The following is a 25499-nucleotide window of genomic DNA, read 5'->3' on the forward strand; positions in this document are numbered from 1 at the left end:
CAGCGTAATGAACAGAATCGATGTTCGCTAGCTTGAGTTTCGAACATCGAGGATGTTTGATTGGCGTATGGCGAGCACAGACCGACTGAGGCAGATCACCGATGCCCTGCGAGACTCCGAGCAGCTGACCGTGGCGGAACTCGCCGCGCTCACCGGCGCCTCGGACATGACCATCCGCCGCGATCTGGAGGTCCTGGCCGAACAGGGCCTGCTGGAACGCTTCCGCGGCGGCGCGAGGAGCCTGCTGCTGCGCGGCGAGGAACCCCCGTACGCGGTGCGCGCGCAGGAGGGCCAGGACGCGAAGCGGCGGATCGCCGCCGAGGTCGCCTCGCTCATCGCGGACGGGGAATCGGTGGTCGTCGACAGCGGCACCACCTGCCTGGAGGTGGCCCGGGCCATCAAGGAGCGGCGGATCACGGTCATGCCGCTGTCCCTGCACGCGGCGAACGCCCTCACCGGTGCGCCGCAGCTCACACTCCTGTTGCCCGGCGGCCAACCGCGCCCGGGCGAACTGGCCCTGACCGGGCCCCTCACCGAGGCCTCGCTCGCCGCGCTCCGCTTCGACACGGCGGTCATCGGCTGCTGCGGGCTGGCCCCGGCGGATGGGCTGACCGCTTACGACCTGGCCGACGCGGCGGTCAAGCGCGCCGCGATCGCCTCGTCCCGCCGTGTCATCGCCGTCGCCGAAGGCGCGAAGCTCACGCGGACGGCCCTGGCCTTCGTCGCTCCGGCCGCGGCCCTGCACGCGGTGGTGACCGACGACTCCGCCCCGGGGGCCGAGCTCGCGGCGCTGACCCGGGAGGGCGTCACCGTACGGGCGGTCTGACGCGCGCGGCGCCCGGCAGGGCTCCCGCCCCTCGCGTGCCGCGGCCCGGCAGTGGGGCTCACGCCCCAGGCGTGCCGCGGCCCGGCAGGGCGTTCACGCCCCCAGGTCGAGGATCTCCACGACGCCCTCGGCGTAGGCGGCGGCCACCGAGCCCCGGCCGGCGGCCGCCTCGAGGCGCAGCCGGGGAAGCCCGGTGCGGATGAACGCGGTGGTCTGCCCGTACAGGCCCGCCTCGTGCGAGGTCCCGTCGTCCTCCGTGCCGAGCAACGCAAGCAGGGTCCACAGCAGAGCCTCGCGGGTCGCCTGACGCGGCGGGCCCGCGGTCCACACGGCCATCAGCACCCCGCACACCGCCGGAGCGGGCGGCGCCAGCTTCGCCGAGGCGAAGGCGTGCCCCTCCAGCGCGCGGAAGGCGGCCGGATGCCCCTCGGCCGCGGCCCACAGGGTGTCCACGAGATGCCCCGCGGAACGTCCGCAGCCGCACTCGACGGACTCCCAGTCGTGCCGCGCGATCTCCGCCACCACCGCATCGGGCACCAACGGGCTGCTGCGCGGCTTGTCCATCCCTCTCATGGGAGGAGTATGCGATTCGGCCAAGCCTCAGGCCAAGGGGCCAAGGGGCTCTACCTGCCGATACGCGAGCTGGGCCCCGTGCGCGGTCTCGGGGACCGCCTCGGATGAGCTGAAGATGTCGGCCAGGTGTCCGGAACCGGATCTCACGCTCGGCCGTCTGAGACCCCGTGTGGATGAAACGAAGAATTCTGGCCCTGCTGTTCGCCCTGCTCGCGACGCAGTTGGGGTCCCTGATCAGCCCGGCCTACGCCTGCGGCTGCGGGGCGATGGTCCCCGACGGGATGTCTCGGATCGGCGTCGACCGGGAGGTCTCCGCCGTGCGCTGGGACGGCCGGGCGGAACAGATCGTGATGCGCTTCACCGTCGGCGGTGACGCGAAGAGGGCGGCATGGATCATGCCGGTGCCCGGGCGGGCCACGGTGGAGCTGGGCGACGACCGCGTGTTCCGCGATCTCGCCTGGCTGATCCGGCCCGAGCGGAAGGCCCGTACGTACTTCTGGCCGCGCGACAGCGACTGGCCCTTCTCCTCCGGATCCAGCGACGGCGCCACCGCCGCGCCGCCCGGGGCCGGGGCCCCGGCCGTCGGTGTCGTCGGCCGTGAACAGCTCGGCGACTTCGACGTCGCGCGGCTCACCGCCACCGACCCCGACGCCCTGCGCGACTGGCTGGAGTCCAACGGCTTCAAGCTGCCGGACCGCCTCGCCACCGAACTGAAGCCGTACGTCGACCAGAAGTGGGAGTACGTCGCCGTACGCCTCGCCCCCAAGGAGCAGGGAAAGCCGCTGCGGGGCGAGCTCGACCCGCTGAAGATCCGCTTCGACAGCGACAAGCTGGTCTACCCGATGCGGCTCTCCCGCCTGGCCAAGACGCCCCAGTCCCTCGGCCTGTACATCCTGGCCGACCACCGCATGGAGCCCAGCTCCCCGATCGGCGGCGCCGCGCCCGAGGTGACCTTCGCCGGGACCGTCGCCCCCGAGGGTGCGGTGGGCGAACTCACCGGCGGCAAGCCGGCGTTCCTGACCGCCATCGACCAGCGGTTCCCCGAGCCGAGCCGTATCGACGGCGACCACGAGCTGCGCGCCGCGCCCGCCGACACTCCGTACCGGCGGGCCGTCTACCACGACGAGCTCCTCACGGTGGGAGACGGGATCCCGGTCTGGCTGCTCACGGTGATCGGCGCCTTGGCGGCGATGGCGGGTGCAGTGACCGCGGCCTTCGTCAGCCTCCGCATCCGCCGTCGGCGAGCCACCGCCTGACCCCGCCCGCGCCGGCACCGCCATGGCCCTGTAGCAGGCCATGGCCACGACCTGCTACAGGACCGGCCTCGGCGGCTGCGTCCGCCAGAATCCGCACTGGTGGTCGGCGGTGAACGACGAGTTCGTCCGGATCGCCACCGGGTTGAGGGTGAGGAACGTACCCGGACCACCGGGGCCGGTCGCCGGCCACTGGGGCTGCCCCGGTACGGAAGGTGTGCCCGCGCGGGCGAAGGCGCCCCAGTACCGCTTCATCCGGGTGGCGAGCGCGGTCTGGACCGGGGTCAGCGGCCGCTCGCCCATGGTGAAGTCGTGCAGGTAGGCCAGCTCGGCGCTGTGCCCGTTGGACTCGTCGAGGCCCGGTACCTGGGCCCCGGCGAGCGTCGGGGACTCCGGGTCGTCGAACTCGTATGCGTACGTGGGTACTTGTGCGGCGAAGAGCTGCGCCGTCCACGCCGTGTGGCAGGCGAAGGTCGAGTCGGTCATGACGGCCGACAGAGCCAGGTACGGCGAGGCGTACGCCGAAACCGGGTAGCGGGCGAGCACCTCCGCGCCCGCGGCGCCGTAGCCCGCCAGGACCTGAGCGGTGTACTGCTCCGCCGTCAGGTACGGCTGCGACAGCGCGACGAAGAAGCGCGACTCAGAGCGGGTACTCCCGATCAGCACGGGCACCTTGTTCCAGGCCCCGCTCCCGATCGCGGCGGCCGGTTCCACCGGGAGCAGCCCGTCACCGGACGCAGGCCCCGAGGTGGGCAGCGTACGGGCCGCCTCGACCAGCGAAGCGGCGGAGGCGGCACGCAGGCACGCGGCGGCCCCGGCCGGATCGGCGCAGCCCACCCGCTCGGCGAACGCCCGGGCGTCCGCCCCGGCCCGTGCGCCGTCCGGCGTACGCAGCAGCGTGCACGGCCCGCTCTGCAGTACGGCCCGGTGGAACAGCCCCGCGGCCGACGGCGCCGCCAGCAGCCCGCAGACGGAGCCGCTGCCCGCGGACTGCCCGGAGACCGTGACATTGCCGGGGTTGCCGCCGAACGCGCCGATGTTCTCCCGCGTCCAGCGCAGCGCGGCGATCTGGTCCATCAGCCCGAAGGAACCGGAGCGCTGCGCGTTCTCCCCGCCGAGTTCCGGCAACGCCAGATAACCCAGCTGCCCCAGCCGGTAGTTGATGCTGACCACGACACTGTCCGTCAGCTCGGCCATGGTGCGGCCGCCGAACTGGCTGCCGGTGCCCATGCTGTACGCACCCCCGTGCATCCAGAACACCACCGGCAGCCGGGCCCCCGCCCGGGCGTTCCTCGGCCGGTACACGTCCAGGTACAGGCAGTCCTCGCTGACGGCCTGCGGGTCCCGGAGCCCGAACGGCGCGAACTGCACGCAGGCCGGGGCGTGTTCGGTGGCCTCGCGCACACCGTTCCAGCGGCGCGGCTCCCGCGGCTCCCGCAGCCTGGACTCCCCGACCGGGGGAGCGGCGTAGGGCACGCCGAGGAACTCCTGTGCCCCGTCGTGCACCTGGCCGCGCAATGCGCCCTGCGCGACGGTGACCACCGGCCGGGGCGAGCCCCCGGGGTCGCCCGGCGAGGCTGTCGCGGGGAGTGCCGACGCCAGCAGCGCCACCAGTACAAGGGCCGTACCGAGCAGGGGCCTTGCCGAAGTGAGCCGTCTCACGGGCCGCTTCATCCGTCCTCCTGAGGTCGTGATCGGCCGGAGCGGGAGCGTTCGCGCCCCCGCCTCCGGCCGTCCGGTGGGTGTGGGCCAGGCCTACGGGCGGAGCCCGGCGATCAGGGCCGAGGTCGCGGCGTAATCGGCCGGGCCGGTGTTCCAGTTGGCGTTCATCGGGCTGACGGCGATCTTGTCGGCGCTGACGGCCTCCACATCGCCGCCCTTGGCGGCGGGCCGCAGGTTCACCTTTACGTTCACCTTCCAGGTGCCGTCGCCGGAGTCGGTGAAGTCTGGTTCGAGGAGGGTCTGCGGGTCCTGGAAGGTCGTGGCCACGCCGGCGGCGACGCCCGTGCCGTCGGCTCCGACGATCGGGTGGTTGACGTTCAGGCCGACGCCGGCGGGGAGCAGCGGCCCGGACTTCGCCCGTGCCCGCAGCCGGTCGATCAGCTTGACGGCGAAGTCGACCGTCGGGCCCATCGCATTGACGGTGGAGACCGGATCGGGCGCGGTGACACCGCCGGTGCTCAGCGCGATGGCCGGTACGCCGGACTCCAGCGCGGCGACGGCGCCGCCGACCGTACCGGAGTGGGTGGCGAGCCCGGCGACGTTCGGCCCGAAGTTGGTGCCGGACACCACCAGGTCGGGGGCATGCCCCTCGAACACCTCGGAGAGGCCGAAGGCCACCGAGTCGCCGGGGGTGCCGTCGACGGCCCACACCTTCGGCTCGGGGTGTTTCACCGTGATCGTGGGGGCGCTCATCATCTTCGTGCCGGTGCCGCTCTGGTTGGTGAGCGGGGCGACGATGGTCACGTCGTGTCCGGCGGCGGTCAGCCGCTCGAACGCCTTGCGGATGCCGGGCGCGTTGTAGCCGTCGTCGTTGGTGAGCAGGATCCGCAGCGGGGCAGCAGCCGTGGGCGCGGTGGCGGGCGCGGGCGCCGGTACGGTCTGCGGCGAGGCGACCGCGGCCGCCGGACCGGCGAGGGCCGGCGTGCACAGCATCAGGGCGGCCAGCGGCAGAACTCGCTTGCGTTGCACAGAGTGCTCCTTCAGAGGGGAGGAAGGGGAACGAGGGTGTGGAGGAAGGGGGACCGGCGGGCGCACGACCCTCGGCACGCGCCCGCCGGAGTTCAGTTGGAGCGGCTGGAGCGGCTGGAGCGGCTGGACCGGCCGGACCGGCTGGACCCGCAGCCGGTCAGCGCACGCTGCGGATCGGCAGGATGGCGAGCGCGCCGATCAGCGACAGGGCGCCGCCCACCAGGAAGAGCGGGGTGTATCCGCCCAGGCCGGTGACGACGGCGGAGGCGACGAACGGGGCGATGATCTGCGGCCCGGCGTTCGCGATGTTGAGGACGCCCATGTCGCGGGCGGCGTCCTCGGCCCGGGGGAGGACCAGGGTGACCAGCGCGGTGTCGACGGCCATGAAGCAGCCGAAGGCGAGGCCGTTGAGCGCGCTGAAGACGAGCATGCCCGTCCAGGTGGGGCTGACCACGGGAACCACCATGACGAGGCCGGCGAGGGCGGCCGAGACGCCGACGAACACCTTGCGGCGGTTCCAGCGGTCGGACAGCAGACCGCCGACGACGGTGGAGAGGGCCATCGCGATCATCGACACCGGGGTGAGCACCGCCATCGCGGCGGGCGGGGTCAGTCCGTCGGGCAGCGCGATGTGGTCGTCCAGGATGTACAGCTGGTAGCCGACGACGGAGAAGTAGCCGAGGACCATCAACGCCCGGCCGATGAACGCCCAGCGGAAGTCGTGGTTGGCCAACGCCGAGAGGAACGCGGCGAGTTTGGCACCCTTGGGGGCTTGCGGGGCGGGCTCGGAGCGGGGGACGTCGTGGCAGAAGACGGAGAGGAGCAGCGCGGCCACGGCGACGATCGCGCCGAAGACGAGATACCCGGTCCGCAGGTGCTCCGAGGTCTGCGAGGCGATGAGCACGCCGACCGTGCCGCCGATCGGCAGGCCGAGCCCCACCAGTGCGGACGCGGTCCCGCGTCTGGTGGCGGGAACCCGGTCGGGCACGATCGCGGTGACCGCGGCCTGGTAGATGTTCATCGTCGCCTGGATCAGGCACCAGCCGATACCGACGAGCAGTGCGGTGGAGACGCTGCCGAGGAAGGCCAGGCCGACGAGCGAGGCGAGGGCGCCGCCCAGGACCCAGGGATTGCGGCGGCCGCTGCGGTCGGAGAGGGCGCCGGCGATGGGATTGAAGGCGGTCGCGAAGATCGCGCTGATGCCGCCAATCAGGCCGAGGACGGCGACCTTGTCGTCGGGGGCGATCGCGGCGATCTGCGTGGGCAGCAGGACGGAGCCGACACCCATGTAGACGGCCATCATGGCGGAGTTGGCGACCAGCAGCAGGAGCAGCAGCCCGCGCTGGGCAGGCGGCTCCGGTGCCGTGGGGGCGGGCGGGGCGATGGGTTCGTTCGTGGCCATGACGACTCCTCGGGGGACTGTGCGGGGAGGTGGCGAGGGGTGACAAGGGGGCGTGCGGTACGCGGGGGATGGGAGGGGCGAGGGCCGCGTGAGCGGTCGCGGTCGCGGGAGCAGCGGTGTCACCGGAATCGCCGCAGACGGCTGAGCTTCACGTGATGTTGTTACACGTGTCACCTCAGCGCCTGGACACTGTGTAGCACCCATTCCCAGAGCGCCGCTAGAGCTTGGGGCAGGTCGATGTGCAGATCGTGACCGGCCGGGGAATCGCTAGTCGAGCACGTGTAACTGGCCGGGTCGCGCTGCTGACCACGGCGATCCTGTCTCGAAACCCTCTTGCCCTTGTGGCGGCGGTCACGCATCCGCAATACTCCGTGCCGCAGCGCGACGACCCTTCTCGGCGCCCACCGGTAGAGCCCGCCCACCCCCGCGGCCCTGGTCGGCCCGCCCTGCCAAATCGGCCCGTCCTGCCGGGTCGGCCCGTCCTGCCGGGTCGGCCCGTCCTGCCGGGTCGGCCCGTCCTGCCGGGTCGGCCCGTCCAGCCCGTGCGAAAACCTCCGCTTCCGCATTCCCGCGCCTGCTCTCCGCGTGCCCCCACCGCTTGGGGAGACCACCGTGAAAGGCCTGCCATGCCGCGTTCGCCCGACGTCGTGCCGCCCCCTGGGCCCACGCACCCTCCCCGGCATCACCTCCCGGCGGCTCCGCCGCGCCACGCGCTGGCCGCCGGAACCGCGCTCCTGCTCCTGCCGCTCCTCGTCGCCCTGCTGCTGCAAGGTGGTCGACGCCCCTTCTTCCAGGGGCTCGACGACCGCTGGGCGGCCTCGCTGAACGGTTCCCCCGACGACGCGGCCACCGGTTTCGCCACCGTCCTCGACCGGCTCGGCGGCCCGCTCGGCCTGGTCCTGCCGCTGATGCTGATCGGCTGTCTCTGCGTCTACGGGCGCTGGCGGTCGGCGGTGTTCGTCTTCGCCGCCGGTGTCTTCGCCAACCTGCTCGTGGTGCTGCCCCTCAAGCAGCTGGCCGGCCGCCCGCGACCGCCGCACACCTGGGTCCTGGTCAACGACGGCTCGTACCCGTCCGGCCAGGTATTCGGCGCCGTGACGCTCGTGATCGCGGTCGCGGTGGTGCTGTTCCCGCCGCGCGCTCGACGCTGGTGGTGGCTGTTCGGTGCCCTGTACGCCGTCGCCATGATGTGGGGCCGCACCTGGCTGCACGCCCAGTGGCTCACCGACACCGCGGCCGGCGCCGTGGGCGGCATCGGGGCGGGTCTGGTGCTGTGGCGGGCGTTCGCGCCCCTGCTGCGGACGGAGGCGGAGCGCGTGGCAGCCAACAGCCTGTGGTTGTGACCGGAGGCGCACCCTGGAGGGGTATCGCGAATCATTGACGGTCGATGGATTTACGCCATACGCTCGACCGGGTCGGCGTGCGTTCGGCGCGCAGCCCAGGAAGGATTGCCTCATGGCTCACACCCCAGGCCGGGACCAGACCGTCGTGGACCTGCCCGCGGGCCGGCTCCGCGGTGTGATTGAAGGCGGGGTCGCCGTCTTCCGGGCCGTGCCCTACGCCGCACCCCCGGTCGGCGACCTGCGCTGGCGCCCCGCGCGACCGCACCCCGGCTGGAGCGGCACCCGCGATGCGAGTTCCGACGGCCCCAGTGCCCCGCAGATGTACCTGGAGGGCGGCGACCCCGTCCTCGGCGGGCACGGCTCGCCGCCCTTCGACGAGGACTGCCTCACCCTGAGCATCTGGACGCCCGCGGCCGACGAAGCCCGGCGCCCCGTACTCGTGTGGATCCACGGAGGCGGCTTCGTGTCGGGCTCCGGATCGCTGCCGAACTACTCCGGCGAGACCTTCGCCCGCGATGGCGATCTCGTGGTGGTGAGCATCAACTACCGCATCGGACCGCTCGGTTACCTCTACGCCGGCCCCGAGGACGGCAAGCCCGACGAGGGCGGCAACCACTGGCTCACCGACCAGCTCGCCGCCCTGCGATGGGTCAAGGAGAACATCGCCTCCTTCGGCGGCGACCCGGACACCATCACGGTCGCCGGCCAGTCGGGCGGCGCGGTGTCCACCGCCGCCCTCGCCGGACTGCCCGAGGCCCAAGGTCTGATCAGCCGGGTGATCCTGCAGAGCCCGCCCTTCGGCCTAGACCTCCCCGGCCCCGACGTGTACCTGGAGCGCACCGCCGCCTATCTGGAGCTCGCCGGCGTCAAGACCCTGGCCGAGCTGCGCGCACTGCCCTGGCCCGCGCTGATCGGCGCCGCCGGTGGGCTGTTCGCCCGGACCATGCGGTGGGGCTACTGGCCGACACCGTTCCTGCCGGTGATCGACGGCGTCACCCTGCAGCGCCACCCGGCGCAGGCGCTGTTGCACGGAGCCGCGACCGGCATCGACGTGATGATCGGCTGGACCCGGGAGGAGGCCAACTTCGGCTTCGCCCTCGACGAGGCTTACGCGGCCGCCGGCCGGGACCAGGTGACCGACCGGATCGCGGACACGTTCGGGGCCGAGGCCGCCCCCGAGGTGTACCGGGCGTACGAGCGGACCCGGCCCGGCGCCCGCCCCGCCGATGTCCTCGTGGACCTCATCACGGACGAGCTCTTCCGTGTCCCCGCCGTACAACTGGCCGAGGCCAGGGCGGAGTTGGGTCGCCCGGTCTGGGCCTACCAGTTCGATCTCCCCACACCGGCGTACGAGGGTCGTCTCGGCGCCGCCCACTGCCTCGAACTCCCCTTCGTCTTCGCCAACTTCGACCGGTGGTCGCACGCGCCCTTCCTCGCCGGGCTCGCCCCCGCCGTCCGCGACGGGCTCGCGCACGCCATGCACCGGGCGTGGATCGCCTTCGCCCGCACCGGAGACCCCAACCACCCGGCCATGCCGACGTGGAACCCGTACGACACGCGGACGCGCACCACGATGCGCTTCGACTCGGTCGTGACCGCCCTCGGCGACCTCGCCGGGGACTCGCGCCGCCTGCACGCGACCGCGGTGCGCGACCTGCCGTAGCGGAGGCGCGGAGGATCCGGCCGGCGTGTGCGTCGCGCAGGCCGTTCTCCGTGCCCGCCTCCCTTGATCTGACTCGTGTAACCTGGAAGAGGAAGGTCACGAGTCGATCAAAGGGAGCGTCGAGGGACGTCATGGCCGAAGAAACACCCGTCCCCGCCTCGATCACCAGCGCGGACGTGGCACGCCTCGCCGGGGTGTCACGTGCCACGGTCTCCTTCGTCCTCAACGACACCCAGGGCCACCGGGTCAGCGAAGCCACCCGCGCCCGGGTACTCGATGCCGCCCGGCAGCTCGGCTACGTACCGCACGCCGCCGCCCGTTCCCTGCGCGCCGGCCGCAGCAATCTCGTCCTGATCCCCGCCTCGATCTCCGCGATCGGCCGCCTCGTCAGCGACTGGGTCGACGAACTGCACAGCGAACTCGACCGCCACGGCTACATGGCAGTGCTCCACGCGGGGCGCTTCACCGACTTCCTCGACGCCGCCCGAGCCTGGGCCGAACTGCGCCCGGCTGCCGTGGTCGCCCTCGACGGCGACCGCCTCACCTCCCAGGCGGCCGAGCTGCTGCGCCGCGCCGGGGTGCGCGGCCTGCTGGCCTTCGCGGCCCACCCCGTGGCGGGGGTCCACACCATCGGCTTCGACCACGCCCGTATCGGCGCCGCCGCCGCCGAGCACCTCATCGCCCGCGGCCGCACCCGGATCGGCGTGGTCATGCCCTTGGAGCGCGGCCTCGCCACCCTCGCCCGGCCGCGCCTGGCGGGCGCCGAGTCGGTCGCCGCCCGGCACATGGCCACTGTCACCCCGGTGGAGCTGGCCTACACCAGGGAGTCGGCGATCGCCCTCGCCCGGCGTTGGGCGAGCCTGGACCTGGATGCCGTGTTCGCCTACAACGACGAGTACGCCGCGCTGCTGCTGCACGCGCTCCAGGCAGAGGGAATCGTCGTACCGGACCAGGTGGCGATCGTCGGCTCCGACGACCTCCTCCTCTCCGCGCTCCAGCAGCCCGCGCTCACCACGGTCCGCCTGGAGCTGCCTTCGGCCGCGCAGATCGCGGACGTCGTGCACGAGCTCATCGAGACGGGGACGGCGCCGCCGGTACCGGAGATAGAGGCCGTCCTCATCCACCGCCAGACCTCCTGAGGGGGCCGGGGGGCCGATGCCCCCGGCCCCCGCGGCCGGACTGCCCCCCTCACCCGTCGGTGCTCGCCGCCCGCCCCGAAGGTGCGGGATGCCCGCGCTCGGCTGCGGACGCCGGGTCCGGCGCGGCCGCGGCCGCCCCCCGGCGGTCGCGGACACGCACGGGCTCCCGGCGCCGCGGGCGTCCCGGGTGGCTCGGGCCGTCCAGGCGGTCTGCGCGTCCCCGGCGCTCCCCGAGTTCCCGGGCCAGTGCGGGCGCGAAGAGCCACCACGCGAGCAGCCCCGCGCCCGCGCCGGCCGCCGCCCCGGCCGCGGTGTCGCTGAGCCAGTGGGCGTGCAGCCAGGTACGGCTCCACATCATGGCCAGCGTGAAGACCGCACCGCCGAGCCAGTAGGCGCGCCGCCGGGCGGCCGGGACGAGCAGCACCCCGACGACCACGACGAGCAGCGCCGCCCCCGCCGCGTGACCGGATGGGAAGGAGCCGTGATCGACCCGGACCATCGGGTGGGCCGGACGCGGCCGGTCCACCAGGTATTTGAGCGCCTGTACGACGAGCAGGTTGCCGGCGAGGTAGGCGCCGAGCAGAAACCCCGCCGACACCCGGCGCCCGCGCACCAGCAGGAAGACCAGCACGGCGACCGGTACGAGGGCGCCCACCGGGCCGCCGAACCAGTTCAGGGCTGAGGCGAGCGCGGAGGCGAGGCCTTCGTGCGGGCCGCCCATCCAGGTCAGCCAGCGCTCGTCCATGCCCTGGAAGGGCGGGTTCGCGGGGTCGTGCCGGACCACGAGGGCCGGCAGCACGGCGGCGCCGAGCAGCAGCAGCCCGGCCGCGAGGACGCCGGGGCGCCGCGGGTGCGCATCCGGAGGGCCCGGGGCGACGGGAGGGGAAGCAACCGGATTCCTGGACATGTGGGGCTTGGGGGGCATGGGGGCTGCCTCTCGCGGCCGCGGGAGTCGCCGCGGCTCGTCAGTGATCGACGTACCCGTGGGGGCCCGGCCGGGCCGGGCCCCCACGGCGGAACAGGACTGCGGGCGGCGCGCCCGTCAGCGCTCGGGCGCCGCACGCCGCGCGCGACCCGGGCGCCGTGCGGCAGTGTCAGGAACCCGCGCCGAGGTGCCGGGCCAGGAACGCGACGCTCTCCGCGACGATCCGCGGGATGTCGGGGGAGCCCAGGAAGATGTGGTCGGCGCCCTCCACGGGCCGCAGCGTGACCTCGCCCCCAGCTCCCGCCAGGGACTCGGCGAGCGCCTCGCTCTGGCTGTACGGGACCAGGCCGTCCTGCGTTCCGTGGATCAGCAGGAACGGCGGCGGGTTATAGCCGGCCGCGTACGTCACCGGGCTCGCGGCCCGCGCCAGCGCCGGGCGATCCGCCTCGGTGCCGCCCAGCAACGACGTGTACGGGTCGGGGAATTCGACCCCGGGCGGCATCGGCGGCATGGGGTGCTCGGCCAGGGCGGCCAGGTCGGAGACGCCGTACCAGTCGACGACGGCCAGGACGCCGGTGTCCCCGGCCCCCACGCCGTGCGCGCCCTCCAGAGCCTCGCCGTCCGGGCTGCCCGGTCCGACGAGACCGGCGAGCGCGGCCAGGTGGCCGCCCGCCGACTCCCCCCAGACGGCGATCCGCTCCGGGTCGATGCCGAGGATCCCGGCGAAGGCGCGGACATACCGGATCGCGGCCTTCACATCGTGGAGCTGGGCCGGGAAGGGGGCTTCGAGGCTGTGCCGGTAGTCGATGGAGACCAGTGCGAGGCCGGCGGCCAGCACCGATCCGTGCAGCAGAGCGGCCGGCACGGTCGGCGGCGGGTAGCGGCGGTCGCCGTCCAGCCAGCCACCGCCGTGGATCCAGACGACCGCGGGGAACGGCCCCTCGCCCGCGGGCAGCTGCACGTCGAGCAGCCGGGGGCGGTAGCCGGGCGTGGTGGCGTAGGTGATCCCGTCGAAGCGGCGTACCCCGTGCTCGTCGGTCACCGGCGGCACGGGGGCCTGGTAGGGCGGGGGCGGCCAGGTCATGTCGGCCCAGTCGATCTCGGCCAGGGGAGATTGCGTCATTGCGGCCCTTCCAGTTCGGCACGGCTCAGCGGCCGTCGGCCCCGGTGCCAGCCAAGCTTCGTAACGTTTGTCCGAAATGCTTGCGCGGGCGCCGGGGGAGGCCTAACGTGTTACACGTGTAATCACAACTCTAGCGACGCATTTCCGCTGACTACAAGCCCATCGGCGGTCTGACTTCCAGATCAGTTACACGAGCCACCGATCCGAGCTGCCGAGCGGTGTCGTCGCCTTCCCCCTCTGGGAGCACGTCATGCTCACCGCCGCCGCTCAGCCCGCCCCCTGTAGCCCCTCGCCCGCCCGGAGCTTCGTCCACTGGGCCGCCGAGCCTACCGCGGCCACCGTCCCGCAGGTCCGGGCTCGCGTCCGCGCCGTGCTCGAAGGCTGGCGGATCGCCGCCGATGCCGCGGACACCCTGCTGCTGGCCGTCAGTGAGCTCGTCGGCAATGTCGTCCGGCACGCGGCCGCCGCCACCGGCCGGATGCGCGTCGGCGTCAGCTTCGGCGGCGGGTGGCTCCAGCTGGAGGTCTCCGACGCGGAGCCTTCCCTGCCGCGGCTGCCCGGCTCTTCCGATGAGGCCGACCCGGATGCCGAGGCTGGCCGCGGCCTGCTGCTCGTGCACCTGCTGGCGGTCGAGGCGGGCGGTGAACTCGCCGTCACGGCAGACGAGTTCGGCAAGTCCGTCCGGGTGCGCGTCCCCGCCGCCTGAACCGTGCCCGGGGCGGGCCGGAAGCGTCGCGGAGGGCCTCCGAAGTGTCGGCGCCGAGTCAAAATATCGAGAAATATTGACGGGCGCCAAATTATCGAGATACTTGGCCCATCTCCCCGCTGCTCCCTGATTGAGGTGCCGCCCCATGGAGCTCTCCCCCTCGGCACATGCCGATTCCTTTTGCCGCGACAGGCTTCCGCCCTTCCCTGTCTGGCCCGAACTCCACTTCGACCTGCCGGAGTTGGCCTATCCCGACCGGCTCAACTGCGCCCGGCGCCTACTCGACGACGCCGTCGAGCGCTGGGGCCCCGACCGCCCCTGTCTGCTGACCCCGACCGAGCGCTGGACCTACGGCGAGCTACAGCAGCGCGCCAACCAGGTCGCCCAGGTGCTCACCGAGGACTTCGGCCTCCAACCCGGCAACCGCGTCCTGCTGCGCGGCCCCAACAACCCCTGGCTCGTGGCCGCGTGGTTCGGCGTGCTCAAGGCCGGCGGCGTCGCCGTCACCACGATGCCGCTGCTGCGTGCCGCCGAACTCGCCGAACTGTGCGAGATCAGCCGGCCCGCCGTCGCCGTGTGCGATCACCGCTACGTCGAAGAGCTCGACGCGGCCGACGTCCCCACCCTCCCTGACCTGCCCGTTCTCCCGTACGGAGGCACCGGCGCCACCGATCTGACCGCGCGCTGCGCGAAGAAGGAGGGCCGGTTCGCCGCCGTCGAGACGGCCGCGGACGACGTGGCCCTGATCGCCTTCACGTCCGGCACCACCGGCCGGCCCAAGGCGACCCTGCACTTCCACCGCGACGTCCTCGCCAACGCCGACACCTTCTCCCGGCACGTCCTCAAACCGCGCCCCGACGACGTCTTCACCGGTACGCCGCCGCTCGCCTTCACCTTCGGCCTCGGCGGGCTGGTCGTCTTCCCCCTGTACGCGGGGGCCGCGACCCTGCTGATCGAGCAGGCGGCTCCACAGCAGCTCGCCGGCCTGGTCGCGGCGCACGGCGTCACCGTCCTGTTCACCGCCCCCACCGCCTACCGCGCGATCATGGCTGCCGGGGCGGTAGGGCAGCTGGCCGGCCTGCGCCGCTGCGTGTCGGCCGGCGAACCACTGCCCGCCGCGGTGTGGGAGGAGTTCCACGCCGCCACCGGCCTGCGCATCATCGACGGCATCGGTGCCACCGAGATGCTGCACGTCTTCATCTCCGCCGCCGACGAGGACATCCGGCCGGGCTCCACCGGCCGGCCCGTCCCCGGATACCGCGCCGCCGTGGTCGACGAGCACGGCGAGCCCGTGCCCGACGGTCAGCCTGGCCTGCTGGCCGTCACGGGACCCACCGGCTGCCGCTATCTGTCCGACCCGCGCCAGGCGACGTACGTCAGGAACGGGTGGAACATCACCGGCGACACGTACATCCGCGATGCCGAGGGCTACTTCTGGTACGTGGCCCGCAGCGACGACATGATCGTCTCCTCCGGCTACAACATCGCGGGCCCCGAAGTCGAGAAGGCCCTCGCCGCGCACCCGTTCGTCGAGGAATGCGCTGTCGTGGGCGCCCCCGACGAGCGGCGCGGGATGCTCGTCAAGGCGTACGTCGTCCTGCGCGCCGGCATCCCGGCGGCCGAGGCCACCGTCCGCGAACTCCAGGCCCACGTCAAACAGGCCATCGCGCCGTACAAGTACCCGCGCGCCGTCGAGTTCGTCGCGGAACTCCCGCGTACCGCCAACGGCAAGCTCCAGCGCGGCGAACTGCGCGACCGCGCGCACGCCTCCGCGTCACGCGACGGGGCGCTGGCCTCCGCGGCACCCGATGCCGGGTGCGCCGCCGGATGTCCCGAGGCGCTCGTCCCGCACCTGCCCAGCGTGGCCGTCGACGGCCGGGTCGAGTGGCCCGACACCGACGCGGCCGGCCACTACCACCACTCCACCGTCGTGCGCTGGGTCGAAGCGGCCGAGGCCGTGCTGCTGCGCCGCCTCGGGCTGTCCCACCTCTTCGGCAGCACGCCCCGCGTCCACTTCGAGGCCGACTACCGTGCCCGGCTCTGGTTCGGCGAGATCGTGCGCACCGAACTGAGGGTCACCAAGGTGGGCGCGAGCTCCCTGCACTACGCCTTCACCGTCCACGGTGAGGAGGGCGTGGAGGCCGCCACCGGCCGCATGGTCGTCGCCCACTCGGCATCCCGCGCCACCGGCACTACCCCGTGGCCCGCCGAGGTGCGCGAGGTCCTCACCAAGGCGGGCCCGCAGGCCCCGGAACTGATCCCGAAAATCCCAGGAGGTACCCAGTGCGCGTAGCAGTCATCGGAGGAGGGCCGGGCGGCCTGTACTTCGCGGCCCTGGCCAAACAGCTCTCCCCGCACTGGGACATCACCGTGTGGGAGCGGAACGCCCCCGACGACACGTTCGGCTTCGGGGTCGTCTTCTCCGACGAGACCCTGGAGGGCATCGCGCAGGCCGACCCCGAGATCTACGCGGCCATGTCGGCGGAGTTCGCCCGCTGGAGCGACATCGACGTCCGCTACCGGGGCCGCACCCTCACCTCCGGCGGCCACGGCTTCGCCGCCCTCGGCCGTCGGCGGCTGCTCCAGATCCTCCAGGAGCGCTGCGCCGCCCTGGCGGTGGACGTCCGCTACCGCACCCAGGCCCCGCCCGCCGACCTGCTCGCCGCCGAATACGACCTGGTGGTGGCCGGCGACGGGGTGCGGTCGGCCACCCGCGCCGCCCACTCCGACACCTTCGGCCCCGACCTCGACGAGCGCTCCGGCCGCTACATGTGGCTCGGCACGGACAAGGTGTTCGAGGCGTTCACCTTCATCGTCGAGGAGCAGGACTTCGGCACGCTCCAGGTGCACGCCTACCCGTACGACGACACCCGCTCCACCTTCATCGTGGAGATGGAGGAGGACGCCTGGCGGCGCGCCGGCTTCGCGGAGTTCGCCGACCGCGACCACCCGCCCGGCACCAGCGACGAGGACAGCATCCGGCGCTGCGAGGAGATCCTCGCCGGCCACCTGGACGGCCACCGGCTCATCCCCAACAATTCCAAGTGGCTCCGCTTCACGACGGTCCGCAACCGCACCTGGCGCCGCGCCAACGTGGTGCTCCTCGGGGACGCCGCCCACACCGCGCACTTCTCCATAGGCTCCGGCACCAAGCTCGCCATGGAGGACGCCCTCGCCCTCGCCGCCTGCCTGCACGAACACCCGGACGTGCCGGGCGCGCTGGCCGCCTACGAGGCCGAGCGCAGGCCGGTCGTGGAGTCCACCCAGCGGGCGGCGCAGGCGAGCCTCGAATGGTTCGAGAACATCGACCGGTACACCGGCCAGGACGCGCACCAGTTCGCCTTCAACCTGCTGACCCGCAGCCGCCGCGTCACCTACGACAACCTGCGCGTGCGCGACGAGGAATTCACCACCGCGGTCAACACCGCGGTCACCACCTCCGTCAACGCTGCCCTCAACACCGCGGTCAACTCCCTGGGCGACGCCTCTCCGGCCGTGCCCCCGATGTTCCGGACCTTCCGCCTCGGCGGACTGCTCCTGCGCAACCGGGTCGTCGTACCGCCCACCGCCCTGGCCACCGCGGTCGAGGGAATCCCGGGCGACTTCGACCTCGTCCACCTCGCCACCCTGGCCCTCGGCGGCTCCGGCCTGGTGATCGCCGGGATGACCGCGGTCAGCGCCGACGGCCGGGCGGCCCCCGGGTGCCCCGGCCTCTGGACCGACGAGCAGGAGACCGCCTGGCGGCGCATCACCGGATTCGTGCACAGCCAGTCCGACACCTGTCTCGGCATCCAGCTCACCCACGCCGGCCGCCGGGCGGCCGCCGGGCCCCTGCTCGCCGCCTCCGCCCTGGCCTGGGACGAGTGGAGCGGGGTGCCGCGCGAGGCCACCCGAGCGGACATGGACACCGTCCTGCGGGACTTCGTCAGCGCGGCCGAACGCGCCGACCGGGCGGGCTTCGACGCCCTGGAACTCCAGTACGGGCACGGGCATTTGCTGTCCGGGTTCCTCTCGCCGCTGACCAACCTGCGCACCGACGAGTACGGCGGAACCCTGGCCGGGCGCTTGCGCTTCCCGCTGGAAGTGCTGACCGCCGTCCGGACGGTGTGGCCCGCCGGGAAGGCGCTGGTGGTGCGGATCTCCGCCGCCGACTGGGCCGAGGGCGGCCTGAGCGAGGCCGACGCCGTCGGGATCGCCCGCGCCCTCGCCGCGGCGGGCGCCGACGCGATCGACGTCTCCACCGGCGAGGTCGTCGCCCACGAGCAGCCCCGACACGGCCGCAGCTACCAGACGCCCTACGCCGACCTGATCCGCAACGCCACCGCGATCCCCACCATCGCCGTCGGCGCGATCTCCACGTACGACGACGTGAACTCGATCATCCTGGCCGGCCGGGCCGACCTGTGCGCCGTAGGCCGTGCCCAGCTGCACGATCCCCTGTGGACCCTGCACGCGGCCGCCGCCCAGGGCTACCGCGGGCCGGCCGCGCCCTGGGCGCCCTCCTGGAAGGCGGGCAGCGGCCGTCCGCCCGCCGCCCGCACGGACAGGGTCCCGCCGCGCCTCGAACTCCTGCGGCAGCCCGCCGCACCGGTGCACCAGCGCTGGCGTCCGCGCGTCGCCGCCCCGGCCGCCCCTTGAGAACCGGAGATCCCGAAATGGACACCCTTCCCCGCTTCACGGCGGCGGCCGTCCAGGCCGCTCCCGTCTATCTCGACCCCGCCGCCACCGTCGACAAGGCCATCGCCCTGATCGCCGAGGCGGCCGGCAACGGCGCCGGACTCGTCGTCTTCCCCGAGGTGTTCGTCCCCGGCTACCCGTACTGGAACTGGACGATGAACCCGGTCCAGGGCTCCCCCTGGTTCGAGCGCCTCCACCGCGCCTCGGTCGACGTCCCCGGCCCGCACGTCGACGCCCTGCGCGCGGCGGCCCGCCAGTACGGGATCGTCCTCGTCATCGGCGTCAACGAGCGCGGTCCGAACAGCCTCGGCACGCTCTACAACACCCTGCTCACCATCGGACCCGACGGGGCCCTTCTGGGCGTGCACCGCAAACTGGTGCCCACCTGGGCCGAGAAGCTCACCTGGACAGGCGGCGACGGCAGCTCGCTGCGCGTCCACCAGACGCCCGTCGGCCCGCTCGGCGCCCTCGCCTGCGGGGAGAACACCAACACCCTGGCCCGCTTCGCCCTCCTCGCGCAGGGCGAACTCGTCCACGCCTCCTGCTACATCGCCCTGCCCGTCGCCCCGGCCGACTACGACATGGCCGACGCGATCGCCGTCCGGACCGCCGCCCACAGCTTCGAGGGCAAGGTCTTCTCCGTCGTCGCCTGCTCCACGGTCTCCCAGGAGATCACCGACACCCTGGCCGGGGACGACGAGGAACTGCGCGCGCTGTTCCAGCGGCCGCGCAGCGCCCTGTCCGGCATCTTCGGCCCGGACGGCCGCCCGGTCACCGAACCGCTCGTCGACGACGAGGGCATCGTGTACGGCGAGATCGACCTCGCGCGCTGCATCCAGCCCAAGCAGATGCACGACATCACCGGCCACTACAACCGCTTCGACATCTTCCGCCTCGAAGTCGACAACCGCCCCCGCCCGCCGGTGACCTTCACCGCGCCCCTGGGCAGCCCGCTGACCGCCATTCCTGAGGAGGACGCATGACCATCGAGCAGGACGACACCGCCCTCGGCCGCGCCCGCGTGTCCGACACCCCCGAACTCACCGCGTACTACGGCGAACTGGCAGCCGTCGAGGCCGGCGCCCTGTGGACCGTGGCCAACGACATCGAGCCCTGGTACCCGCAGCCCAAGTCCGTTCCCGTGCTGTGGCGTTACCAGGAGCTGCGCCCCCTGGTCCACAAGGCCCTGGGCCTCGTCGAGGCCGACGACGCCGGACGCCGCGTCGTCATGCTCGTCAACCCCGGCCGCAAGGACGTCAGCGCCGCGGCCGGACTCCTCTACACCGGCCTGCAGATCATGGGCCCGGGGGAGGCCATGACCGCCCACCGCCACCAGGCCGCCGCCCTGCGGTTCGTCCACGAAGGCACCGGAGCCTGGACGATCGTCGACGGGCAGAAGCTCAAGGTCGGCCCGCGCGACTTCGCCATCACCCCGAACGGCACCTGGCACGAACACGGCAACGACGCCGACGACGCGCCCGTCATCTGGCAGGACGGACTCGACATCCCCCTCGTCAACGCCCTGGACGCGGGCTTCTACGAGGTCCACCCCGAGCTGTACCAGACCCCCGGGAAGGTCATCAACTCCTCGGTGCTCACCTACGGCGCGAACCTGCTGCCGTACGGGTCGCAGAAGTGGACCCGGCCCTACTCGCCGCTGCTGGCCTTCCCGTGGGAGCCCACCTACGAGGCCCTGCTGGGTCTGGCCAAGGCCACGGAGGGCTCCCCGTACGACGGCGTGATCGCCGAGTACACCAACCCGGTCACCGGCGGCTCGGTGATGCCCACCATGGGCGCCCACATGCAGTTGCTCCGCCCCGGCCAGGCCACCCGCGCCCACCGCCACACCGGCTCGGTCATCTACACGGCCGCCAAGGGCCGCGGCGTCTCGGTGATCGCCGGACAGCGCTTCGCCTGGCAGGAGGGCGACGTCTTCTGCGTCCCGTCCTGGGCCTGGCACGAGCACCACAACCTGGACCAGTCCGAGGACGCCTGCCTGTTCTCCTTCAACGACTTCCCCGTCATGCGCTCACTCGGCTTCCACCGCGAAGAGGCGTACCCCGACCACGGCGGCCACCAGCCCGTCATCACCGCCTGAGCCACCAGGAGCCCCCATGAGACTGCTGACCTTCACCACCGCGGCCGACGGCGCCGCCGCACGGATCGGCGCCGAGACGGACGGGACCGTCCTCGACCTCGGCGCCCTCGCCGAGCACGCCGGCGTCCCGCTCCCGTACGACCTGCTCTCCTTCATCCAGGCCGGCCCCGCCGCCCTGCACACCGCGCGCCGCCTGCTCGACGGCGACCGGCCGGCCCACGCCGTGCACCGGCTGGAAGACGTCCGCCTGAGCGCTCCGCACCGCCCCGGCAAGATCATCGGCGTCGGGCTGAACTACGTGGAGCACGTGGAGGAGTCCAGCCGCAGCCTGGACACCGACAAGGACCTGCCCCCGCGCCCGGTGCTGTTCAGCAAGCCCGCCACCGCTGTGACCGGGCCGGGCGCGCCCATCCTGCACAACGCCGACCTCACCACCCAGCTGGACTGGGAGTGTGAACTCGCCGTCGTGATCGGCCGCACCGCGTTCCGGGTGAGCGAGGAAGAGGCGTACGGGCACATCTTCGGCTTCAGCATCGTCAACGACATCAGCGCCCGCGACCAGCGGCGCTCCGGCCAGTGGTTCTTCTCCAAGGGCCAGGACTCGTACGCGCCCTTCGGCCCCGCGGTCGTCACCGCGGACGACATTCCGGACCCCATGGCCCTCGACCTCTCGCTGCGGGTCAACGGCGTCACCAAGCAGAAGTCGAACACCCGGCACATGCTCTTCCCCATCGCCCGTCTCATCGCCGACATCAGCTCCGGCGTGACCCTGGAGCCGGGCGACGTCATCGCGACGGGATCGCCCTCCGGGGTCGGCGCCGGCATGGTCCCGCCCGAGTTCCTCACGCCGGGCGACACGGTCGAGGCCACCGTCGAGCTGATCGGCACCCTGACCAACCCCGTCGTCGACGCCCGCTGAACCCCTACGGAACCCAGGAGTACCCGTGTCGCCCCGCACCTACCGCATCGGCCAGATCGTGCCGAGCTCCAACGTCACCATGGAGACCGAGGTCCCCGCCATCCTCCGGGCCCGCGAGCGCGTCGCACCGGAAGAACGCTTCACCTTTCACTCCAGCCGGATGCGCATGACCCATGTGACCCCGGAGCAGCTCAAGGCAATGGACGCCGACTCCGACCGCTGCGCCGTGGAACTCTCCGACGCGCGGGTCGACGTACTCGGCTACGCCTGCCTCGTCGCCATCATGAGCATGGGACTCGGCTACCACCGCACCTCGGAGGAACGGCTGCACCTGCGCACGGCGGAGAACGGCGCCGCCGCCCCCGTCGTCACCAGCGCCGGCGCCCTGGTCCACGGGCTCCAGACCATCGGCGCCAAGAAGATCGCACTGCTCGCCCCCTACATGCGGCCGCTCACCAGGACGGTGGTGGACTACCTCACCCACGAGGGCATCGAAGTCCTCGACTACCAGGCCCTGGAGATCCCGGACAACCTCGACGTGGCCGCCCACGACCCGGCGAAGCTGCCCGGCCTCGCTCGAGCGCTGGAGTACGCGGACGCCGACGCGGTCGTGCTGTCGGCCTGTGTGCAGATGCCCTCGCTCGGCGCCATCGAGGAGGCCGAACAACTCCTGGGCAAGCCGGTGGTGTCCGCGGCAGTCTGCACCGCCCACCAGATGCTGCGCGCCCTGGACCTCCCGGCCGTGGCCCCCGGAGCCGGGCATCTGCTCTCTGGCGCCTATGCCTGACCGGCAGACCCCTGAGGGGGGCTCGATATGATCGCAACCGCGTACAACGGAAGGCGATCATGTCGGACATCCCCCTCAGGCCCAGCTCGTTGATCAACACGGTCTACGGAGCGTTCCTGCGCCGCCTCGGCGGCTGGATCTCCATCGCGGACCTGATCACGCTGATGGGAGAGCTGGATGTGGACGGCCCGGCGGTACGCTCGGCGATCTCGCGGCTCAAGAAGCGCGGCGTCCTCGAACCGGAGCGCCGGGACGCCACCGGGTACCGCCTGAGCCCCGCCGTCCTGCCCGTCTTCGACGAGGGCGACCGCCGCATCTTCGCCAGCCTGGAACCGGCGGACCTGGCCGACGGCTGGGCCATGGCGGTGTTCTCCGTACCGGAGTCCGAACGCAACCAGCGCTACCAGCTGCGCACCCGGCTGACCTGGCTCGGCTTCGGCAACATCGCCCCGGGCGTGTGGCTGGCGCCGGGCCGGCTGCTGGAGGACGCGCGGACCATGCTCGTCCGGCTCGGCCTCAGCGACTACGTCCACCTGTTCGCCGCCGAGTACGCCGCCTTCAGCGACCTGCCCGGCGTGGTGGGCTCGTGGTGGGACTTCCCGGCGATCCAGACGCAGTACGCGGCCTTCACGGACACCTACGCACCCGTGGCCGCGCGCCTGGCGGCCGGGGCCGAACCCGATCCCGCGGAGGCGTTCCGCCACTACGTGCCGCTGCTCACGCAGTGGCGCCGCCTCCCGTACCTCGACCCGGGGCTGCCCACCGAACTGCTCCCGGCGGACTGGAACGCGGTGGCGGCCCGCCAGGTCTTCCAGCAGCTCCACGCGCTCCTGCTCGACCCGAGCCTGCGACACGTCGGGGAGGTCACGGGGCTGCGGGATGTCGCGGACAATCCCTGACGGCCGCCCCTGACGGCCGCCTCAACGACCGCACTGGCGGCATCGGGCCGCCGCTCCGTCAGCTCTCCCCGGGGGGCCGGGAGATGCCCGAGGTGAGCAGGTCCACCAGGTGGTCCAGGGCCTGCGCCGAACCCTCGCCGTCGACCAGGGTCTCCGGCGCGGACTGCGGCGCCGCCCGGCGGAGTTCGATCCAGCCGAGGTAGGCGGCGTACGCGGCCACCGCGCGGAGGCGGGCGGTCTCCGGCGGCAGCCCCAGGTCGGAGAAGACCGCGGTGAGGTAGGCGAGCCGGGTGCGGGTGACCCGGTGCAGCACCTCGGCGACCGCCGGGTGGTCGACCTGGGCGACGATGGCGGGTTCCAGGCCGGCGATCTCCTCGTCCCCGAGCGCCACGGCGAACAGCGCCCTGGCCCGCTTCATCGGGTCCTGCTCCGCGTTGACCGCCTCGATGACCTCGCCGGTGGCCAGGCGTTCCCATGCCTCCAGCGCGGCGACGAGCAGCGCGTCACGGTTCTTGAAATGCCAGTAGAAGCTGCCGCGGCTGACTTCCAGCTCCTTGGCGAGCACGTCGACCGCCACCGCGGCGACGCCGCCCCGGGCGAGCGCGGTGAGCGCCGCCATCGTCCAGTCGTCCTTGGTGACTTTCCCCTTGGCCATGGTCCGTACGCTACTGTATGGATTATCCATACAGAACTGTATGGAACTCCTTTGGGGAAGGGGATCGCGCCATGCTCACCAACGAAAACGTGGCCGGCGAAGACGGCGCTGAAGCCGGGGTAAAGGCGGCGGCGGGGGTCGCGGCCACCGGCCTGATCGCGGCGGGCGCGTTGCACGCGCTCTGGACAGTCGACCCGTGGCCTCTCAAGTCGGCGGCCGAGTTCGCCGAGACGGTCGTCGGGGTGACGGAGGATCAACTGCCCTCGGCTCCGCTGACCCTGGGCGTGGCGGCGCTCCTCGGGGCCGCTGGGTATCTCGTCCTGAGCAACGGGCGGATCGCCCGGAAGGTCGGCCCGGAGAAGCTCAACCGCGTCGGGCTGTGGACGCTCGCGGGCGTGCTGGCCGCCCGCGGGGCCGGCGGTCTGGTCGCCTCCGGGCTCGCGCTGCGCGACGCGCCGGAGGCCCACCGGCACTGGGACCTGGTGCTGTACTCGCCGCTCTGCCTGACCCTGGCCGGACTGACGGGATTCGTCGCCCGCCGCACCGCCACCCGGCGACAGGGCCGGTAGGACGGCCTTCGCCGCTCAGGCCCGCGCTGCTCAGGCCCGCGCTGCTCAGGCCCGCGCTGCTCAGGCCCGCGCTGCTCAGGCCCGCGCCGGTGATCCGGGCAGGATGACGGTGACCCCGCGCCCCGGCGCCGTCCCCATCGCGGCGAGGGCCGCCGGGGCCGCGTCGAGCGGGATCGTCCCCGTGACCAGCAGGTCCGGCCTGAGAGTGCCGGCCCTGACCAGCTCCATCATCGGCGGGTACGCGTGGGCCGCCATCCCGTGGCTGCCGAGGATCTCCAACTCCCATCCGATGACCCGCTCCATCGGCAGAACCGTTTCGCCGGCGGCTGCCACCGGCAGCAGCCCCACCTGCACGTGCCGCCCGCGCCTGCGCAGCCCGGCCACCGACGCCGCCGCGGTCACCGGCGACCCCAGGGCGTCGAGCGAGAGATGCGCCCCGCCGCCGGACAGTTCCCGCACGGCATCGGCCGCACCGCCATGGCTCGCGTCGACACAGTGCGCCGCACCGAACCTCAGCGCCAGCTCCAGCGCACCGGGCGCGGTGTCCACGGCGATCACCCGCGCCCCGGCCGCCACCGCGATCATCACCGCCGACAACCCCACTCCGCCGCAGCCGTGTACGGCCACCCACTCGCCCGGCGCCACCCGCCCCTGGGCGACCACGGCGCGGAACGCCGTCGCGAACCGGCAGCCCAGCCCGGCCGCCGTCGCGAAGGACAGCTCCTCCGGCACCGCCACCAAGTTCACATCGGCATGGTCCAGCGCCACATACTCGGCGAACGAGCCCCAGTGCGTGAAGCCGGGCTGCGTCTGCCGCGCGCACACCTGGTGGTCACCGGCCGCGCAGTCGGCGCAGCTTCCGCAGGCGCAGATGAACGGCACGGTGACCCGGTCCCCGGCCCGCCAGTTGCGGACGTCGCCGCCCACCGCCTCGACCACCCCGGCCAGTTCGTGCCCCGGCACATGCGGAAGCACGATGTCCGGGTCGTGCCCCATCCATCCGTGCCAGTCGCTGCGGCACAGCCCGGTCGCCTCCACCCGCACCACGACCCCGCCCGCCTCCGGACTCGGCTCCGGCACGTCCATGACCTCGGCCTGCTGCCCGTACCGCTCGAACACCACCGCGCGCATCACGACCACCGCCCCTCGCTCGACTGCCCTGCACGCTACTCCTCGGGTGCCCCGGCGGGCGTCCGGGCCAGGGCCAGCACACCGGCGCAGACGAGGGCTTCCCCCTCAGGGCCGCGCCCG

Annotated in this window: 21 protein-coding genes and 3 pseudogenes; 16 read left to right on the top strand and 8 right to left on the bottom strand. The window is 72.9% G+C overall.

All coding sequences use genetic code 11. From position 1 onward, the window contains the following. The first annotated feature begins 67 nt into the window (after window positions 1–67). The gene (locus J7I97_RS33045; RefSeq protein ID WP_214942602.1) at window positions 68–826 is read left to right on the top strand and encodes a DeoR/GlpR family DNA-binding transcription regulator; all 759 of its coding nucleotides are present in this window, start codon (window positions 68–70) and stop codon (window positions 824–826) included. A gap of 93 nt (window positions 827–919) precedes the next feature. On the opposite strand, the gene J7I97_RS33050 is transcribed toward J7I97_RS33045, so the two are convergent. Further along, the gene (locus tag J7I97_RS33050; RefSeq protein WP_214942606.1) at window positions 920–1399 is read right to left on the bottom strand and encodes a hypothetical protein; all 480 of its coding nucleotides are present in this window, start codon (window positions 1397–1399) and stop codon (window positions 920–922) included. 173 nt (window positions 1400–1572) lie between these two features. Between J7I97_RS33050 and J7I97_RS33055 the strand changes: the two genes are divergently transcribed. Beyond that, entirely contained in the window at window positions 1573–2655 is a 1083-nt protein-coding gene (locus J7I97_RS33055) for a DUF2330 domain-containing protein (RefSeq protein ID WP_214942609.1), read from the top strand. A 54-nt stretch (window positions 2656–2709) separates the two neighbouring features. Here J7I97_RS33055 and J7I97_RS33060 read toward each other — a convergent pair whose 3' ends face one another. The 3 genes from J7I97_RS33060 to J7I97_RS33070 form a co-directional block, all read right to left on the bottom strand. Beyond that, the gene (locus tag J7I97_RS33060) at window positions 2710–4314 is read right to left on the bottom strand and encodes a carboxylesterase/lipase family protein (RefSeq protein ID WP_214942612.1); all 1605 of its coding nucleotides are present in this window, start codon (window positions 4312–4314) and stop codon (window positions 2710–2712) included. Window positions 4315–4407: 93 nt separating this feature from the next. Further along, a complete protein-coding gene (surE, locus tag J7I97_RS33065; protein ID WP_214942616.1) occupies window positions 4408–5343 on the bottom strand; it encodes a 5'/3'-nucleotidase SurE in 936 nt (311 codons plus the stop codon). Between the two features lie 157 nt (window positions 5344–5500). After that, on the bottom strand, window positions 5501–6745 hold the full coding sequence (locus J7I97_RS33070) for an MFS transporter (RefSeq protein ID WP_214942619.1): 1245 nt from the start codon (window positions 6743–6745) through the stop codon (window positions 5501–5503). Window positions 6746–7198: 453 nt separating this feature from the next. Here J7I97_RS33070 and J7I97_RS40500 point away from each other — a divergent pair. From J7I97_RS40500 to J7I97_RS33085, 4 genes and pseudogenes are all read left to right on the top strand, one after another. Beyond that, window positions 7199–7264: pseudogene (locus J7I97_RS40500) on the top strand (hypothetical protein); the annotation flags it as partial. Window positions 7265–7371: 107 nt separating this feature from the next. Next, the gene (locus J7I97_RS33075; protein ID WP_214942622.1) at window positions 7372–8088 is read left to right on the top strand and encodes a phosphatase PAP2 family protein; all 717 of its coding nucleotides are present in this window, start codon (window positions 7372–7374) and stop codon (window positions 8086–8088) included. A 112-nt stretch (window positions 8089–8200) separates the two neighbouring features. After that, entirely contained in the window at window positions 8201–9751 is a 1551-nt protein-coding gene (locus tag J7I97_RS33080; RefSeq protein ID WP_214942625.1) for a carboxylesterase/lipase family protein, read from the top strand. Window positions 9752–9882: 131 nt separating this feature from the next. Beyond that, a complete protein-coding gene (locus tag J7I97_RS33085; RefSeq protein WP_214942628.1) occupies window positions 9883–10890 on the top strand; it encodes a LacI family DNA-binding transcriptional regulator in 1008 nt (335 codons plus the stop codon). A gap of 49 nt (window positions 10891–10939) precedes the next feature. Here J7I97_RS33085 and J7I97_RS33090 read toward each other — a convergent pair whose 3' ends face one another. Continuing rightward, window positions 10940–11815, bottom strand: coding sequence for a phosphatase PAP2 family protein (locus J7I97_RS33090; protein WP_251059397.1), 876 nt, complete (start codon window positions 11813–11815; stop codon window positions 10940–10942). 169 nt (window positions 11816–11984) lie between these two features. After that, window positions 11985–12938: an alpha/beta hydrolase gene (locus J7I97_RS33095; protein ID WP_251059398.1), complete on the bottom strand. Its 954-nt coding sequence runs from the start codon at window positions 12936–12938 to the stop codon at window positions 11985–11987. 250 nt (window positions 12939–13188) lie between these two features. On the opposite strand from J7I97_RS33095, the gene J7I97_RS33100 reads away from it, so the two are divergent. From J7I97_RS33100 to J7I97_RS33135, 9 genes and pseudogenes are all read left to right on the top strand, one after another. After that, on the top strand, window positions 13189–13644 hold the full coding sequence (locus J7I97_RS33100; RefSeq protein WP_214942631.1) for an ATP-binding protein: 456 nt from the start codon (window positions 13189–13191) through the stop codon (window positions 13642–13644). A gap of 145 nt (window positions 13645–13789) precedes the next feature. Beyond that, a pseudogene (locus J7I97_RS33105) lies at window positions 13790–15400 on the top strand (AMP-binding protein); the annotation flags it as partial. 183 nt (window positions 15401–15583) lie between these two features. After that, window positions 15584–15937, top strand: a pseudogene (locus tag J7I97_RS39245) (acyl-CoA thioesterase); the annotation flags it as partial. Next, window positions 15928–18282, top strand: a complete 2355-nt coding sequence (locus J7I97_RS33110) for an FAD-dependent monooxygenase (RefSeq protein ID WP_214942636.1) — start codon at window positions 15928–15930, stop codon at window positions 18280–18282. The pseudogene J7I97_RS39245 and the gene J7I97_RS33110, both read left to right, overlap by 10 nt. Before the next feature lie 17 nt (window positions 18283–18299). Next, window positions 18300–19304 carry a carbon-nitrogen hydrolase family protein gene (locus J7I97_RS33115; RefSeq protein ID WP_214942639.1) on the top strand — a complete coding sequence of 335 codons (1005 nt, stop codon included), beginning with the start codon at window positions 18300–18302 and terminating at the stop codon, window positions 19302–19304. After that, entirely contained in the window at window positions 19301–20419 is a 1119-nt protein-coding gene (locus J7I97_RS33120; protein ID WP_214942643.1) for a cupin domain-containing protein, read from the top strand. The genes J7I97_RS33115 and J7I97_RS33120 overlap by 4 nt, the downstream gene beginning before the upstream one ends. 16 nt (window positions 20420–20435) lie before the next feature. After that, a complete protein-coding gene (locus J7I97_RS33125; protein WP_214942646.1) occupies window positions 20436–21338 on the top strand; it encodes a fumarylacetoacetate hydrolase family protein in 903 nt (300 codons plus the stop codon). Window positions 21339–21417: 79 nt separating this feature from the next. Next, a complete protein-coding gene (locus J7I97_RS33130) occupies window positions 21418–22125 on the top strand; it encodes an Asp/Glu racemase (RefSeq protein ID WP_214942715.1) in 708 nt (235 codons plus the stop codon). 59 nt (window positions 22126–22184) lie between these two features. After that, complete coding sequence (locus J7I97_RS33135; protein WP_214942649.1) at window positions 22185–23024, top strand: PaaX family transcriptional regulator C-terminal domain-containing protein; 840 nt, start codon at window positions 22185–22187, stop codon at window positions 23022–23024. Window positions 23025–23082: 58 nt separating this feature from the next. Here J7I97_RS33135 and J7I97_RS33140 read toward each other — a convergent pair whose 3' ends face one another. Further along, window positions 23083–23679 (bottom strand): TetR/AcrR family transcriptional regulator, encoded by a 597-nt coding sequence (locus J7I97_RS33140; RefSeq protein WP_214942652.1) that lies wholly within the window; start codon window positions 23677–23679, stop codon window positions 23083–23085. 71 nt (window positions 23680–23750) lie between these two features. Between J7I97_RS33140 and J7I97_RS33145 the strand changes: the two genes are divergently transcribed. Beyond that, window positions 23751–24248 (top strand): DUF3995 domain-containing protein, encoded by a 498-nt coding sequence (locus tag J7I97_RS33145; protein ID WP_214942655.1) that lies wholly within the window; start codon window positions 23751–23753, stop codon window positions 24246–24248. Window positions 24249–24323: 75 nt separating this feature from the next. Here J7I97_RS33145 and J7I97_RS33150 read toward each other — a convergent pair whose 3' ends face one another. Next, a complete protein-coding gene (locus J7I97_RS33150) occupies window positions 24324–25379 on the bottom strand; it encodes a zinc-dependent alcohol dehydrogenase family protein (RefSeq protein ID WP_214942718.1) in 1056 nt (351 codons plus the stop codon). Window positions 25380–25499 lie beyond the last annotated feature (120 nt).

Origin of the sequence: Streptomyces sp. ISL-87 (assembly GCF_018614095.1) — a bacterium.
Lineage (GTDB): Bacteria > Actinomycetota > Actinomycetes > Streptomycetales > Streptomycetaceae > Streptomyces.

Coding starts and splice junctions, on each gene's coding strand:
- J7I97_RS33130 (WP_214942715.1), top strand. CDS start 21,418: ATGGAGACCGAGGTCCCCGCCATCCTCCGGGCCCGCGAGCGCGTCGCA.
- J7I97_RS33075 (WP_214942622.1), top strand. CDS start 7,372: ATGCCGCGTTCGCCCGACGTCGTGCCGCCCCCTGGGCCCACGCACCCT.
- J7I97_RS33070 (WP_214942619.1), bottom strand. CDS start 6,745: ATGGCCACGAACGAACCCATCGCCCCGCCCGCCCCCACGGCACCGGAG.
- J7I97_RS33115 (WP_214942639.1), top strand. CDS start 18,300: ATGGACACCCTTCCCCGCTTCACGGCGGCGGCCGTCCAGGCCGCTCCC.
- J7I97_RS33085 (WP_214942628.1), top strand. CDS start 9,883: ATGGCCGAAGAAACACCCGTCCCCGCCTCGATCACCAGCGCGGACGTG.
- J7I97_RS33120 (WP_214942643.1), top strand. CDS start 19,301: ATGACCATCGAGCAGGACGACACCGCCCTCGGCCGCGCCCGCGTGTCC.
- J7I97_RS33050 (WP_214942606.1), bottom strand. CDS start 1,399: ATGAGAGGGATGGACAAGCCGCGCAGCAGCCCGTTGGTGCCCGATGCG.
- J7I97_RS33095 (WP_251059398.1), bottom strand. CDS start 12,938: ATGACGCAATCTCCCCTGGCCGAGATCGACTGGGCCGACATGACCTGG.
- J7I97_RS33140 (WP_214942652.1), bottom strand. CDS start 23,679: ATGGCCAAGGGGAAAGTCACCAAGGACGACTGGACGATGGCGGCGCTC.
- J7I97_RS33045 (WP_214942602.1), top strand. CDS start 68: ATGGCGAGCACAGACCGACTGAGGCAGATCACCGATGCCCTGCGAGAC.
- J7I97_RS33145 (WP_214942655.1), top strand. CDS start 23,751: ATGCTCACCAACGAAAACGTGGCCGGCGAAGACGGCGCTGAAGCCGGG.
- J7I97_RS33080 (WP_214942625.1), top strand. CDS start 8,201: ATGGCTCACACCCCAGGCCGGGACCAGACCGTCGTGGACCTGCCCGCG.
- J7I97_RS33135 (WP_214942649.1), top strand. CDS start 22,185: ATGTCGGACATCCCCCTCAGGCCCAGCTCGTTGATCAACACGGTCTAC.
- J7I97_RS33125 (WP_214942646.1), top strand. CDS start 20,436: ATGAGACTGCTGACCTTCACCACCGCGGCCGACGGCGCCGCCGCACGG.
- J7I97_RS33150 (WP_214942718.1), bottom strand. CDS start 25,379: ATGCGCGCGGTGGTGTTCGAGCGGTACGGGCAGCAGGCCGAGGTCATG.
- J7I97_RS33100 (WP_214942631.1), top strand. CDS start 13,189: ATGCTCACCGCCGCCGCTCAGCCCGCCCCCTGTAGCCCCTCGCCCGCC.
- J7I97_RS33055 (WP_214942609.1), top strand. CDS start 1,573: ATGAAACGAAGAATTCTGGCCCTGCTGTTCGCCCTGCTCGCGACGCAG.
- J7I97_RS33090 (WP_251059397.1), bottom strand. CDS start 11,815: ATGCCCCCCAAGCCCCACATGTCCAGGAATCCGGTTGCTTCCCCTCCC.